13 protein-coding genes are annotated in these 12,721 nt (G+C 63.4%); 2 read left to right on the top strand and 11 right to left on the bottom strand.

Annotated elements, in window-relative coordinates; translation table 11 throughout:
* Positions 1-265 precede the first annotated feature (265 nt).
* Positions 266-520 (bottom strand): hypothetical protein, encoded by a 255-nt coding sequence (locus tag FQ755_RS14730; RefSeq protein WP_144155344.1) that lies wholly within the window; start codon positions 518-520, stop codon positions 266-268.
* Positions 521-864: 344 nt separating this feature from the next.
* On the opposite strand from FQ755_RS14730, the gene FQ755_RS14725 reads away from it, so the two are divergent.
* Positions 865-1,338, top strand: a complete 474-nt coding sequence (locus FQ755_RS14725) for a hypothetical protein (protein WP_144155342.1) — start codon at positions 865-867, stop codon at positions 1,336-1,338.
* A gap of 41 nt (positions 1,339-1,379) precedes the next feature.
* Here FQ755_RS14725 and FQ755_RS14720 read toward each other — a convergent pair whose 3' ends face one another.
* From FQ755_RS14720 to FQ755_RS14675, 10 genes are read right to left on the bottom strand one after another with little or no spacing between them, the layout of a single operon-like run.
* On the bottom strand, positions 1,380-2,399 hold the full coding sequence (locus FQ755_RS14720; RefSeq protein ID WP_144155340.1) for an XdhC family protein: 1,020 nt from the start codon (positions 2,397-2,399) through the stop codon (positions 1,380-1,382).
* 6 nt (positions 2,400-2,405) lie between these two features.
* Positions 2,406-3,098: a hypothetical protein gene (locus tag FQ755_RS14715; protein ID WP_144155338.1), complete on the bottom strand. Its 693-nt coding sequence runs from the start codon at positions 3,096-3,098 to the stop codon at positions 2,406-2,408.
* Positions 3,095-3,745 (bottom strand): NTP transferase domain-containing protein, encoded by a 651-nt coding sequence (locus FQ755_RS14710; protein WP_144155336.1) that lies wholly within the window; start codon positions 3,743-3,745, stop codon positions 3,095-3,097. The genes FQ755_RS14715 and FQ755_RS14710 overlap by 4 nt, the downstream gene beginning before the upstream one ends.
* The gene (locus FQ755_RS14705) at positions 3,742-4,827 is read right to left on the bottom strand and encodes an XdhC family protein (RefSeq protein WP_313957457.1); all 1,086 of its coding nucleotides are present in this window, start codon (positions 4,825-4,827) and stop codon (positions 3,742-3,744) included. Before FQ755_RS14705 ends, FQ755_RS14710 begins: the two co-directional genes overlap by 4 nt.
* A gap of 8 nt (positions 4,828-4,835) precedes the next feature.
* A complete protein-coding gene (locus tag FQ755_RS14700; RefSeq protein WP_144155334.1) occupies positions 4,836-6,035 on the bottom strand; it encodes a vWA domain-containing protein in 1,200 nt (399 codons plus the stop codon).
* Positions 6,029-6,922, bottom strand: coding sequence for an AAA family ATPase (locus FQ755_RS14695; protein WP_144155332.1), 894 nt, complete (start codon positions 6,920-6,922; stop codon positions 6,029-6,031). Before FQ755_RS14695 ends, FQ755_RS14700 begins: the two co-directional genes overlap by 7 nt.
* Positions 6,923-6,937: 15 nt before the next feature.
* The gene (locus FQ755_RS14690) at positions 6,938-7,570 is read right to left on the bottom strand and encodes an SRPBCC family protein (RefSeq protein ID WP_144155330.1); all 633 of its coding nucleotides are present in this window, start codon (positions 7,568-7,570) and stop codon (positions 6,938-6,940) included.
* 45 nt (positions 7,571-7,615) lie between these two features.
* Positions 7,616-10,027 carry an aerobic carbon-monoxide dehydrogenase large subunit gene (locus FQ755_RS14685; RefSeq protein ID WP_144155328.1) on the bottom strand — a complete coding sequence of 804 codons (2,412 nt, stop codon included), beginning with the start codon at positions 10,025-10,027 and terminating at the stop codon, positions 7,616-7,618.
* Positions 10,028-10,043: 16 nt separating this feature from the next.
* Entirely contained in the window at positions 10,044-10,568 is a 525-nt protein-coding gene (locus FQ755_RS14680; RefSeq protein ID WP_144155326.1) for a (2Fe-2S)-binding protein, read from the bottom strand.
* 33 nt (positions 10,569-10,601) lie between these two features.
* On the bottom strand, positions 10,602-11,468 hold the full coding sequence (locus tag FQ755_RS14675) for an FAD binding domain-containing protein (protein WP_144155325.1): 867 nt from the start codon (positions 11,466-11,468) through the stop codon (positions 10,602-10,604).
* 415 nt (positions 11,469-11,883) lie between these two features.
* Here FQ755_RS14675 and FQ755_RS14670 point away from each other — a divergent pair, with 415 nt between their 5' ends.
* The gene (locus FQ755_RS14670) at positions 11,884-12,699 is read left to right on the top strand and encodes a LytTR family DNA-binding domain-containing protein (protein WP_144155323.1); all 816 of its coding nucleotides are present in this window, start codon (positions 11,884-11,886) and stop codon (positions 12,697-12,699) included.
* The last annotated feature ends 22 nt before the right edge of the window (positions 12,700-12,721 follow it).

The raw sequence follows: 12,721 nt of genomic DNA, 5'->3' as shown, positions 1-12,721 counted from the left end.
ATAACAAATTGTTTTATATGAATATTTTGAAAAATAAAAAGGAAAATGGATTTTTTTACCCGCAATTTACCCGCCCGACTGGGTTGTAGGCCCGGCGACGGTGAATCCGATTACGGCCGCAATCACCGGAGAAATTTGGCAGATCGACGAGACGCTCCGGGGCCACTTGCATTGGAGATCCGCTTGCCCGAGCAGAGGGCAAATCAACACGCCGATAGCGTTCGCTGTTCGATTCTGAGCGGTCCCTGGCACGTTTGCGGCCAGCTCAGGCATCGAGTCCAGTGAATCTGTTCGCGCTGAGGGTGGCTGCGATCGGGCGTCGCATGCGGGCACCCGATGGATCGAGCATGAAGATCGCGTAGTCATTGACCGCATCGACGAGTAGTCGGAAGCTTCCATTGGTCGGCAAGCGTTCAGACGGAGCGTGCGCGGTGATGACCGCGTCCTTCTTTTTCTTCCCGGGATCAGAAGCGGGATGGGCGTGGATGGCAATGCGCCGGTCGGTGGCCCTCAGGCGCATTGAGCGCGCGCGAGGCGAACGAACCGCTGTAAATGGCCGTTTCTTCGGCGCAATTATCGGTTGCCTGAACTTGAAGCAGCATTGATTCTGAACAAAATTTGCCAATCGCCTGAAAGGGCTATTGACGAGATTGCAGGGTGGTCGGGCGATCTTCCATTTGCCCTGCACATAGGGTCAGGGGAGACGGTCCCCTGACCAGACGGCGTAATTCAGGTGATCTGTGCAAGTCGTTATATTTGGTTGTATATTACGATGTCATGTTCGCTCGACAGCGGTTATCCGAAGCGAGAACTCCCATGCATGGTCAACGATTTCATCGTGCCCGCACGCCGGGTGCGGAAAACATGAAGCACTCTGCATCCGAACAGGTGTCCGGCAGCGGTGCCCCTCGCGTGCGCCTGGCCGAACTCGATCCACATATTCACTGTTCGGTGATCGGCACGTGCCTCGGCAGCGCTGAGCTACGCGATATCGTCGCGCGCTTCGCCGGGTTCGATGTCCATAAGGTAAGCGACTTCGAACTCCATCACGCGGCTGTGCAAATCGCTGCCGAAGGCGGGCGGGGCGCCGAGGTCCTGCATGATGTGCTGGACCATCGTTACGACGAAGAAATCAGGCGCTTCGAACGCGCGTGCGATGAAAGCGAGTTGTGCCAGCTATGGAGCGCGGTGCACCGAAGCGGCGAGACGGCTGGCGCTTATTGGGCGCTGATGACGCATCCGCGTGCGACGTGTGAATTGCGCCAGCGTATCCTTGGCGACCTGCACGGACTCACCTATGTTGCGACCGATTCGTCACAGGCGCTCGACGCCGATTGATCGCATCGGCCGCGCCGCGCGACGCGCGAAAGCGGACCGCGCTACACGGTCGAAAGCGAGTCGATGCAACGCCCACGCTCTATCAATTGCGGTTCGGGAATCGATCGGCGCTGCAAGATCGGCACCTGATATTTGACCGCGGTGATCTCCGCCAGGATGGAGATCGCCATTTCCGCCGGCGTGCGCGAGCCGATGAAGAGGCCAATGGGTCCCTGCAACCGGTTGACCTGTGCACGCGTCAGGTCGAATTCCAGCAGACGTTCCCGGCGTTTTTCGGTGTTGATGCGGCTGCCCAACGCGCCCACATAGAAAGCCGGTGATTTCAACGCTTCCATCAAGGCCATGTCATCGAGCTTCGGATCATGGGTCAGGCCGATGATCGCGGTATGGACATCAATCTGCAGTTCGACAATGACATCGTCGGGCATGCCGCGCGACACCGTGACACCGGCTACGCCGAATGTTGCGGTAAATTCCTCGCGTGGGTCGATCACCACAACCTCATAGTCGGCGCCGATCGCAATCTGGGCGACATACTGCGACAGTTGGCCCGCGCCGACCAGTACCAGGCGCCAGCGCGGACCGTGAATTGCCCGCATGACGTGACCATCGAACGACAGCGTGTCGGTGCGATCCGCGTCGTGCAAGGTCGACTTGCCCGTATCCAGATCCAGTAGACGCGCCGTGAGTTTCCTCGCTGCCGTGCGTTCGAGCAGCATTCGCAGCACCTCGGCTTCGGGATGGGGCTCGACGACAAGACGCAGCGTTCCCCCGCAGGGCAGCCCGAAGCGCGCAGCCTCTTCACGGGAGACGCCGTAAAGGACGCTCTGCGGCAACGTGGCAGCGAGGATGTCGCGACTGACGCGATCGATCAGGTCGTCCTCCACACATCCGCCGGACACCGAGCCGACTAGCTGGCCGTCGTCGCGAATCGCGACCCATGCGCCCAGCGGCCTGGGCGCGGAACCCCACGTTTGCACGACGGTCGCGAGCGCAACTCGGCGCCCGGCCGAGAGCCATTCGACGCAGGTCTTGAGGACGGCGTGATCGGTGCTGTCCATAGTAGATCAGGCGGGCAGGATCGAGATTCCGCGCAGTCGTTTGCCGGCGCGATTGAATGCCGTATGAGCGGCCATGCCCCAAACCATTCCCGCGAACATGCCGCCGAGCATGACGATCGCGCTCTGCCCCGACGCCGGAGCTCCGATGAGTCCCATAGCCCAACGCTCGCAAAGCATCGAGCCGACGGTCATGCCGGCGAGCATCCAGACCGAACAGATAGCGTGACGCAGGAGGTCGACGCCCAGCGATGGACGCGTTCCGGGTCCCGTCATTCCCCTCAGGGATACGGCGCCGAGTCCTGCGGACAACATACCGATGTGCATCGCGGGCAGCCTGCTCCAGTGCAGGTACGAAACCTGGAGAAAGCCGGGTGTGCCATCCGCGCCGCATTGCGACGTGATCAACGCCAGACCGGGTCCGCGGACGTCCAGTGCCAATCCCGCGAGCATACCGAACGTTCCGAGCAGCAACATGTTTCGCGACATTTCCGCAGCGGGATCGGTCGACAACAGACGGCGCAGCGCCACCCAGCCGGCGAGGGCGAGGCAGGGCGCAAGCGCAAGCCACGGCCGTTCTATCTCGCCAGGCCGAAGCGCTGCCAATGCAGCCCAGGGACCAACGACCACGGCAATCCACGCAGGACTCGAATCTCGCGCTCGCCTGAACGCCGTCGGAATGGCCAGGGAACGCGGCTTCATGTCGAAAGCCTGTCAGGAACCGGCTCTGGCGCACATTCCAGCCGCGCGAGGACGCGAGCGTAATCTTCGGGCGTATCCATGTCGAGCGCAAACCGATCGTGCCTGGCTTCATGGACGAAGACCTCGTCGGGATGCTCCGCGATCAGTTTTTTGCAGCCGGGGTTCACATGTCCGCTGACGACCTCCGTCGCGTAGCTTGCCGAAAATGCCACCGGGTTGCCACGCTGTCCGTTGCATGAAGGCACCAGGATGGAGCCATAGGGCATCGTGCTGTAGGCGTCGATCAGTTCGCGGTAGTCGCCGGGCTCGAGCAGGACCTGGTCGGCAAGGCACACCAGAACGACGTTGCACGGCGCGTTGAGCGCGGCCACGCCTGCCGCGACCGAGGTCATCTGCCCCTGCTCGTAATACGGATTGAACTGGAATCTCACTGGCAAGCCGTCGAGCGCCTCGATGACGGCACGACCGTTGAAGCCGGTCACGATCACGATTTCTTCGGGACCCGCCTCGAGCAGCGCGCGCACGGTACGCCTGATCGCGGGTTCGCCATCGATCGGCAGCAGCAGTTTGTGGCGGCCCTGCATCCGTGACGAGGTGCCCGCCGCCAGCATCACGGCGGAGAATGCCGGCGCCGTTGTAGTGTTCATACGACCTCCCGTTGTCGTCGATCTTCGACGATCGCCAGATATTTGTCCGGTGCGCGTTCGAATTCCAGCTTGCACCCGTCGCAGCAGAAATACACGCGCTGTCCGCCGGCCTCGACGACGTGCCTCGCCGACGCGATATCGACGGCCATCCCGCATACGGGATTGACGTAGCGTGCGGGCGGCTCGACCGACGCCATGGCTTCGCACGGCGGCACCGCGGGCAGTACGGGCAGCACGTCAGCCCCGGCGGCGTGAAGGTCCGTTGTATCGGCCGCGGCCTGCTCCAGCGTCCGGCGCAACGTCACGAGTCCCGCCACGGCGCCGAGCGCGATTTCCTGCGGCGTGCGCGCATGAATGTGAGGTCCGGCCGGTGCATGCAGCGCGGCGAGCCGCTCTTCCGGGATACCGCGGACGCGCATCGTGTCGCGCAGCTGGTCCGCCTTGCGCTGGCTTGCGATCAGCAGCACGGCTGCCGCCGAGGTTCGCAAGGCGGCCTCGAGCGCCTCCTCGTCGCGCTCGCCCTGAGTGGCGACGAGAATCAGTTGCGGCTTCAGCAGGCGCAACGTGTCGGCATCGAAACCCTGGATGACCCGGGGTATGCCGAGTGGCGCAAACGGCTCGGTGACGCTGGCCGCGGCATGGACGCGCAAGCCCATCCGTTGCGCCAGCACGCAGGCTTCGAGGGCGGCGGGCGCCGAGCCGAGTATGAGCACGGCCGGCGCGGGCACCGACGGCTGAATGAAGAGTTCGATCGTGCCGTTGCTCGCGCAGGGCATCGCATGATGCTCCACGCCAGGTTCCGGCGCGACCTCCGAATTGCTGATGCGGATCAGCTTCGGTTGTCCCGATCGCATCGATTCCTGCGCGGCCTGGACCACGATCGAGCGGGAACAGCCGCCGCCGATCCAGCCATGCAGCGTGCCGTCGCTTTCCACCACGGCTTGCGCGCCGACCCACGTCGAGGTGGGCGGCAGCGCCCGGATTACCGTGGTCACGGCGAACAGGCGAGCTTCTTCGGTCAGCCTTTGTTCGAGCTGGATCAGCTCATCGGAATTGATCGCGGAACCGGTTGCGGAGTTCATGGCGCAGCTCATTGCAAAACGGACAACACGTGCGGCAGCACGCGCTCGAGACTGGCGAGATCGCTAGCACCGGTCATGAGGTCGAGATAAGGCATGGCGGCTGCCATGCCGACGCTGCTCGGCGTGAATCCAGGGCGCTCCGCAAGCGGATTCAGCCAGACGATGCACCGGCAGCGGCGCCGCATCCTGCGCAGCGCCTGCTGCAGGAGCGCCGGGTCGCCGGCATCGTAGCCGTCGCTGACAATCATGATCGCGGTGCGCGAGTGCAGCAGCGCAGCCGCGTGCCGCTGGTTGAATTCGTCGAGACTGTCGCCGATGCGCGTGCCGCCGGCCCAGCCGGCCGAGAGCAGTTGCAGCCGCTCCTGCGAGCGCCACGGGTCGGGGTCGCGCAACGCCTGCGCAATACCGACGAGCCGGGTGTGGAAAATGAAACAATGGACGTCGGACAGGCGTGCGCTGATGACCCGCGCAAGCCGCATAAAGAAGAAGCTGTACAGGCTCATCGAACGGCTCACGTCCAGCAGCATGACGATGCGCGGCCGCACGCGCTGCTTGCGGCGCCACGCGAGTTCCAGCGGTACGCCGCCGTGAGCCACGCTCAGGCGGATGGTGCGTGCCATGTCGATCAGACGGCCTGACGCCGCACGCCGTTCGCGGCGCATCTGCATGCCGCGCAGCCGCTGCACGAAGCGCCTGATGGCTTCGTCGATGGCGAACAGTTCGTCGGGCCGGTTCAGGTGGCGAAAATCCGCATGCATGAGCGACGTGTCACGGCTCATGCCGTGCTCGGCCGTCTTGCCATCGGCCTGGGCGGCATCGGTGCCGTGGCCAACCAGGGATAGCGGGGTGCCTTCGCTGCGATCGCGTGCTGTGCCGTCGCCATGGGTCGTCAGCTTGCCCGCGCCGCCCACACGCGTTTCGACCAGTGCGTGGCGATTCGGCGCGAGGAACCAGGCATCGAAGAGCTCATCGAAACGCCGCCATTCCTCGGCGCGCGAGCAAAGCCACGCGCGCAGGCTCCAGCGCAACAGCAGGCTGTCGAATTGCCCGGTGCGTTGCGCGACGTCCATCGCCGCGGCCATGTCGCTGCTCGTTACATGAAAGCCGTTCTCGCGCAGCCATCCCGCGAAGCCGACATAGCGGGACATCATGGCGTCAGCCAGTTCTTGCGGCGCCGAGTCGGTGGCGCAAAGGCTATCGGTTAGCATGCGGCCGCCAGTCGTTCGACCACCGGACGCGTAAAGCCTGCCTGGTCGTCGCGGGTCTTCACCAGCGCCGAGAGCGAATCCATGATCCGGTCGATACCCTCTTCGTCGAAGGTGCTCACGCCGAGGCGCAGGAGCGCTGCCGCCCAATCCAGCGTTTCGGCGATGCCGGGTTTTTTCTGGATGTCCATCTGCCGAACCGCCTGCACGAATTCGACCACCTGCTGTGCCAGTTTGGCCGGCATCTCCGGCGCCTGTGCGCGCACGATCGCCAGTTCCTTTCCGAAGTCCGGGTAGTCGACGTAGTGATACAGGCAGCGGCGGCGCAGCGCGTCGGAAATCTCGCGGGTGCCGTTGGAGGTCAGGATCACGATGGGCCGCTCGAGCGCGCGGATCACGCCCAGCTCCGGAATCGAAATCTGGAAATCGGACAGCAACTCGAGCAGATAAGCTTCGAATGCTTCATCCGTGCGGTCGATTTCATCGATCAGCAGAACAGGGGCAGGGGTTGTCGTGATCGCTTCCAGCAAAGGGCGCTTGAGCAGATAGCGCTCGGAGAAAATGTCCTGCTCCTTGCTCGATAGCGGCCGGCCATCCTGCTCGAGCAACTTGATGGCGAGAAGCTGATGCTGGTAATTCCACTCATACAGCGCCGAATGGACATCAAGACCTTCATGGCACTGCAGCCGGATCAGGCGCGTGTCCGACAGCCGCGAGAGTGCCTTGGCGACTTCCGTCTTGCCCACGCCTGCCTCGCCTTCGAGCAGCAGGGGCCGCCGCATTTCCAGCGTTAGCAGCAACGTGGCCGCGAGGCTGCGCTCGGCGATGTAGCCGTGACGTTCGAGGCGCTGCTGCAGGTCCAGCACGTTGCTCATGCGGTCCGTGAACATGGCGGGCCTCGTCGCTCAGGCGGTCTTGCGAGAGAACAGTCCGTGCAGCCAGTCACGCAGGACCGCCCACGCAAGCGCGAGTCCGTTCAGCTCGGCGGAGCGGGCGGGGGCCGGCGCGACGGGCGCCGCTTGTGCGGTGGCTCCCACTGCCGCCGCCGCGGGATCATCGGCTGACGGCGTGGCTTGCGGCGCATCCGCGCTCTGGGCCAATGCGGCGAAGTTGGCGACGAACTGCTTGAGGATCTGGTCGGCCACCGTGTTCATCATCCGGCCGCCGAATGCGGCCGCCTTGCCGCTCATTGCAACTTCGCTTTTGCCGGCCAGCTCGCACGTCGCGCCACTCGCCTGCACGGTCGCGACGAGATCCATCGATGCGCCGGACGTGCCGGTCGAATCCGAACCCTTGCCGACGAGATGCAGGGTGCGCTGCGCCGCGTCGAGTTCGAGGACTTCGATATTGCCCTTGAACGACATCGCGGCCGGTCCGATCTTCACGGTGACCGTGCCCTTGTAATGCGTCGCGTCCACGCGCTCGGTGATCCTCGCGCCGGGCATGCAACCGCCCACCGCCTCGATGTCCTGCAGGCACTGCCATGCGGCATCCGCCGTGGCTGCCAGAGGAAATACCTTTTCGATGACGACTTTCATTGAATCATCCCCTGTCTGTCCGGATCGTCCGTCCGGACCCGCACGCTACTGCCGGGCGAGTCCGAGCGAGCGGCTTTGCTGCCACACGCGGTACGCGTTGTGAGGCATGTTCATGTGGGTGACGCCCAGATGAGCGAACGCATCGACCATGGCCGAGGTAAAACACGGAATCGAGCCGACGTGCGGCGATTCCGCCACGCCTTTCGCGCCGATCGGATGGTGAGGTGACGGTGTCACCGTAAAATCCGTCTCCCAATGCGGTGTTTCCACCGAGGTCGGCACGAAGTAGTCCATCAGCGTGCCGCCCAGCAGATTGCCGGCCTCGTCGTAGGGCAGTTCCTGTCCCATCGCGACGGCGAAGCCTTCGGTCAGGCCGCCGTGAATCTGCCCTTCGATGATCATTGGATTGATGCGTGTGCCGCAGTCGTCGAGCGCGTAGAAGCGCCGCACCCGCGTTTCACCCGTATAACGGTTGACATCGAGCACGCAGAGGTAGGCGCCGAATGGGAACGTGAAGTTGGGCGGATCGTAGTAGTCGACCGCTTCCAGGCCCATCTCCATGCCTTCCGGCACGTTGTTGTAGGCGGCCCATGCCACCTGCTTGAGCGTCTTGAACTGTTCGGGTGAACCCTTGAGCACGAAGCGGTCGAGGTCGAACTCGACGTCCTCCGGGCTCGCTTCGAGCAGATGGGCGGCAATCTGGCGGGCCTTCTCGCGAATCTTGTGCGACGCTCGCGCAACCGCCGCGCCGGCGACCGGCGTGGAGCGCGATCCATAGGTGCCGAGTCCGTAGGGCGCGGTGGACGTGTCGCCTTCCTCGACCGTGATCAGCGAAGCGGGAATGCCGGCCTCGGAGGCGATGATCTGCGCATAGGTGGTCTGGTGACCCTGGCCCTGCGTGATCGTGCCCATTCGCGCGATAGCCGAGCCGTCGGGATGCACGCGAATCTCGCAGGAGTCGAACATGCCGACGCCGAGGATGTCGCACATCTTCGAGGGCCCGGCGCCGACGATCTCAGTGAAGGTGACAATGCCGATACCCATGAGCCATTCGGCGCTCGCATCCGCGCGCCGGGCGGCCTGCTCGGCGCGCAGGGCAGGGTAGTCGACGGCGGCCAGAACTTTCTTCAGTGCAGGTTCATAGTCGCCCGAATCGTAGTCGAGCCCGAGCGGCGTGGAGAACGGAAACTGGTCCTTGCGGATGAAATTGCGCAGACGGATCTCGGCCTTGTCGATGCCCAGCTTCTGCGCGAGGACGTCGACCATGCGTTCGATCAGATAGACCGCCTCGGTTACCCTGAACGAACACCGGTACGCCACGCCGCCCGGAAACTTGTTGGTGTAGACGCCATCGACCGACACGAACGCGTTGGGAATGTCGTAGGAACCCGTGCAGACATGGAACATGCCGGCGGGCCACTTGGTCGGGTCCGCGCAGGCGTCGAACGCGCCGTGATCCGCGGTGACGTGCACGCGCAGCGCCTTGATCCGGCCGTTGCTGTCTGCGGCGAGTTCGCCTGTCATGTGATAGTCGCGAGCAAACGCGGTGGAACTGAGATTCTCGGCACGCGACTCGATCCACTTGACCGGCCGTCCCAGCACGATCGAGGCCACGATCGCCACCACGTAGCCAGGATAAACCCCCACCTTGTTGCCGAAGCCGCCGCCGATGTCCGGCGAGATGATGCGGATCTTCGACTCCGGAATCGAGGACAACATGCCGACCACCGTGCGCACGACATGCGGCGCCTGCGAGGTGATATAGACCGTCAGGTCGCCGCGGACCTTGTCGAACGACGCCACGCAGCCGCAGGTCTCGAGCGGACACGGATGCACGCGCGGGTACAGCATCTCCTGCCGCACGGTTACGTCCGCGTTGTCGAAGACGCGCGCGGTCTTGTCCTTGTCGCCGACGTTCCAGGTGAAAATGTGGTTCGGATGCGTGCGGGCGCCGTGCGCGCCAGTCTGTTTGTCGCGGATGTCTTCGCGGATCACGGGCGCATCGGGCTCGAGCGCCTTCAGCGGGTCCACGACCACGGGCAGCTCCTCGTATTCCACTTCCACCAGTTCGGCCGCGTCGGCGGCGATGTAGCGATCGTCGGCCACGACGAATGCGACTTCCTGGTTCTGGAACACGACTTTCTCGTCGGCGAGCACCGCCTGGACGTCGCCCGCGAGCGTGGGCATCCAGTGCAGTTTGAGCGGCTTGAGATCGTCCGCCGTCAGCACCGCGTGCACGCCCGGGTGGGCGAGGGCGCGCGACTTGTCGATTTTCAGTATTCGGGCATGCGCGTACGGGCTGCGCACCATCGCACCGAACAGCATGCCGGGCATCTTGACGTCGTCGACATAGGTGCCCTTGCCCTGGATGAAGCGCGGATCCTCGCGGCGTTTGCGCGAGCAGCCCATGCCTTCCAGCGCGGCGAGACGATCGAGATTGGCGTCGATATTTCCCATTACGTTTCTCCCGATATCAGTGCGCTGAGACTTCCGCCATAAGCGGATGCGAAGTCTCGACCGCTTCGCCGCGCAGCCTGGCGGCCGCATATTGCACCGCTTTCACGATGTTCTGATAACCGGTGCAACGGCACAGATTGCCTGCCATCCAGTAGCGGATTTCCTCTTCGCTCGGGTTCGGGTTTTCCTGTAACAGGCGATAGGCGCGTGTCAGCATGCCAGGCGTGCAGAAGCCGCATTGCAGACCGTGTTCCTGCATGAAGCCCTCTTGCAGCGCATGCAGTTCGCCGCCTTTGGCGAGCCCCTCCACCGTCAGCAGTTCCGCCTCGTCGGCTTGCACCGTCAACAGGGTGCAGGACTTGGCCGACATGCCGTTCACGTCCACCGTGCACGCCCCGCAGTGGGATGTCTCGCAACCGATGTGCGGGCCCGTGTGCAGGCACTTTTCCCGCAACGTGTGGATCAGCAGCTCGCGCGGCTCGACCACCACGTCCGTTTGCGTCCCGTTCAGCCTGAACGACACCATGACCTTCTTGCTCATCTCATGTCCCCTCGGTATATGCCGGTACGTTTCTCACTGCGTGGCCCCGGTAAGCGCCGTGCGCAGCGCGCGCCGCGTCATCTCGCCCGCCATCGCGGTCTTGTATTCGATATCGCCGCGCAGATCCTCCGCCGGCTCGCAGATGCTCATGGCGAGCCGTGCGGCTTCGTCGATGGCGGCCTCGTCGAGCGGCTTGCCCAGCAGCGACTGTTCCGCGCCGCTCGCGCGTAGCGCGGTCTGCCCGACATTGGTCAGCACAATGCGCACGTCGCTCACTTTGCCGCCTTGCAGGCGAAGCGTGACCGCCGTGGCGGCAGTGGCGAAGTCGCCTGTCTTGCGCTTGAGCTTGGCGTAGCAATAGCCCGTTCCCGGTGCGGGCACCGGAATGCGGATTTCGGTCATGATCTCGCCGGCCCCTAGTTGCGTCATGTAGGTGCCGAGGAAAAAGCCGTCGGCCGGCACGACGCGCTCGCCGTGCTCGCTGGCGAGCACGAACGACGCATCCAGCGCGATCATCAGCGTGGGATGGTCATTGCCGGGGTCTCCGTGCGAGATGTCACCGCCGATCGTCCCCCGGTAGCGCACCTGCGGATCGGAAATCTGGCGCGCGCCTTCCACGAGCAACGGACATTTCTTCTGCAGCAGGGTCGACCAGATCAGCTCGTTCTCGGTCGTCATCGCGCCGATGCGTATTTCATTGCCGGCTTCGCGGATGCCCTTGAGCTCCGCGAGTTTTCCCAGGTCGATCAGGTGGCCCGGCTCGGCGAACCGAAGCTTCATCATGGGTAGCAGGCTGTGGCCGCCTGCCAGCAGTTTCGCGGTGTCGCCATGCTCGTTCAGCAATGCGATGGCCTCGGACAGGCTGCGGGGAGCGTGGTATTCGAAAGGACGAGGTATCACGTGGGTCTCCTGGCTTTTATCGGCCGGCGAACGGGAGCATCACCGGCCGGTATGTCGTAAGCATTTCACAGGACGCCGCAGCAATTCAACGCGAGTTCTTCAACGGCGGAATAGGCGCGCCAACTGTCGGCTAGCCGGCGTGAAATACGATCAGTCTGTTGTAGAACAGCGTGTAGCCGACGCCCGGGCGCAGGTCATGCCGGCCACGGCCACCAGAACCGGTTTCCCCGACTGACGAAGCAGTACACTCCGCTCAGGGTTTCACAACGCAACGCAGCAATTCAACGCCATTTTCCCGAGCGTCGCTTTGCTAGCTCCAATCACCGGAAAACTTGCGTGAAATTTGGAAAAGGCATACAAAAGTCAAAAATCGCCACGCAAGCGAAGAAAATCCCATTTGTGCAGGAGACGCCGAATGAACCCGTTGGACCCAGCCCCGGCATCGACGCTGCCAACGTCCGAGCCACGCCGCAATGAGACCTTCCAGCACAAGCTGGAGCAGTTCAATCCGGGGATGGTCTGGCTCGATGCTCAGGGTCATGTGACCGCGTTTAACGACGTGGCGGTTCAGATACTCGGGCCGGCGGGCGAACAGTCTTTGGGAGTGGCGCAGGACAGGCTGTACGGCATCGACGTGGTCAACCTCCACCCGGAGAAGAGCCGTGACAAACTGCGCTTCCTGCTGCAATCGCAGGATCCGGGCGGCTGCCCGGTAAAGTCACCGGCGCCCGTCGCGATGATGATCAATATTCCTGACCGGATACTGATGATCAAGGTGTCCAAAATGATGGGCAAAAACGGAACATGCGGCACCTGCATGATTTTCTACGATGTGACCGATATCACAACCGAGCCGGCGGAGTATGCGCAGACGAGCGGGGCGGCTGGTCCACGGCGCCTGTTCAAGATTCCGGTCTATCAAAAGAACCGGGTCATCCTGATTGATCTGAAGGACGTCGTGCGGTTCCAGGGTGATGGCCATTACACGACGATTTTCACGAAGGACGATCATTACCTCTCCAACCTGTCTCTGGCTGATCTTGAGCTTCGCCTCGACAGGGGCGTTTATCTGCGCGTCCATCGCAGCCATATCGTCAGCCTTGCCCATGCGGTCGAGCTGGTCAAGGCGGAAGAGAGCGTCAACCTGGTGATGGCCGATGCGCAACGGACATCGGTGCCGGTGAGCCGTTCGAGGGCGGCTCACCTGAAGGATATGCTCGGCGTTATCTAGGCGCAGGAGTCAAACGCGCAGC

It is taken from the genome of Paraburkholderia sp. BCC1885 (assembly GCF_900996235.1).
Classification (GTDB): Bacteria; Pseudomonadota; Gammaproteobacteria; order Burkholderiales; family Burkholderiaceae; genus Paraburkholderia.
This window is presented reverse-complemented; position numbering and strand designations above follow the sequence as displayed.

Bases quoted from the DNA above. Each gene is read 5' to 3' on its own strand.
- FQ755_RS14730 (WP_144155344.1), bottom strand. From the start codon at position 520: ATGCGCCTGAGGGCCACCGACCGGCGCATTGCCATCCACGCCCATCCC.
- FQ755_RS14725 (WP_144155342.1), top strand. From the start codon at position 865: ATGAAGCACTCTGCATCCGAACAGGTGTCCGGCAGCGGTGCCCCTCGC.
- FQ755_RS14705 (WP_313957457.1), bottom strand. From the start codon at position 4,827: ATGAACTCCGCAACCGGTTCCGCGATCAATTCCGATGAGCTGATCCAG.
- FQ755_RS14715 (WP_144155338.1), bottom strand. From the start codon at position 3,098: ATGAAGCCGCGTTCCCTGGCCATTCCGACGGCGTTCAGGCGAGCGCGA.
- FQ755_RS14720 (WP_144155340.1), bottom strand. From the start codon at position 2,399: ATGGACAGCACCGATCACGCCGTCCTCAAGACCTGCGTCGAATGGCTC.
- FQ755_RS14685 (WP_144155328.1), bottom strand. From the start codon at position 10,027: ATGGGAAATATCGACGCCAATCTCGATCGTCTCGCCGCGCTGGAAGGC.
- FQ755_RS14710 (WP_144155336.1), bottom strand. From the start codon at position 3,745: ATGAACACTACAACGGCGCCGGCATTCTCCGCCGTGATGCTGGCGGCG.
- FQ755_RS14690 (WP_144155330.1), bottom strand. From the start codon at position 7,570: ATGAAAGTCGTCATCGAAAAGGTATTTCCTCTGGCAGCCACGGCGGAT.
- FQ755_RS14670 (WP_144155323.1), top strand. From the start codon at position 11,884: ATGAACCCGTTGGACCCAGCCCCGGCATCGACGCTGCCAACGTCCGAG.
- FQ755_RS14695 (WP_144155332.1), bottom strand. From the start codon at position 6,922: ATGTTCACGGACCGCATGAGCAACGTGCTGGACCTGCAGCAGCGCCTC.
- FQ755_RS14680 (WP_144155326.1), bottom strand. From the start codon at position 10,568: ATGAGCAAGAAGGTCATGGTGTCGTTCAGGCTGAACGGGACGCAAACG.
- FQ755_RS14700 (WP_144155334.1), bottom strand. From the start codon at position 6,035: ATGCTAACCGATAGCCTTTGCGCCACCGACTCGGCGCCGCAAGAACTG.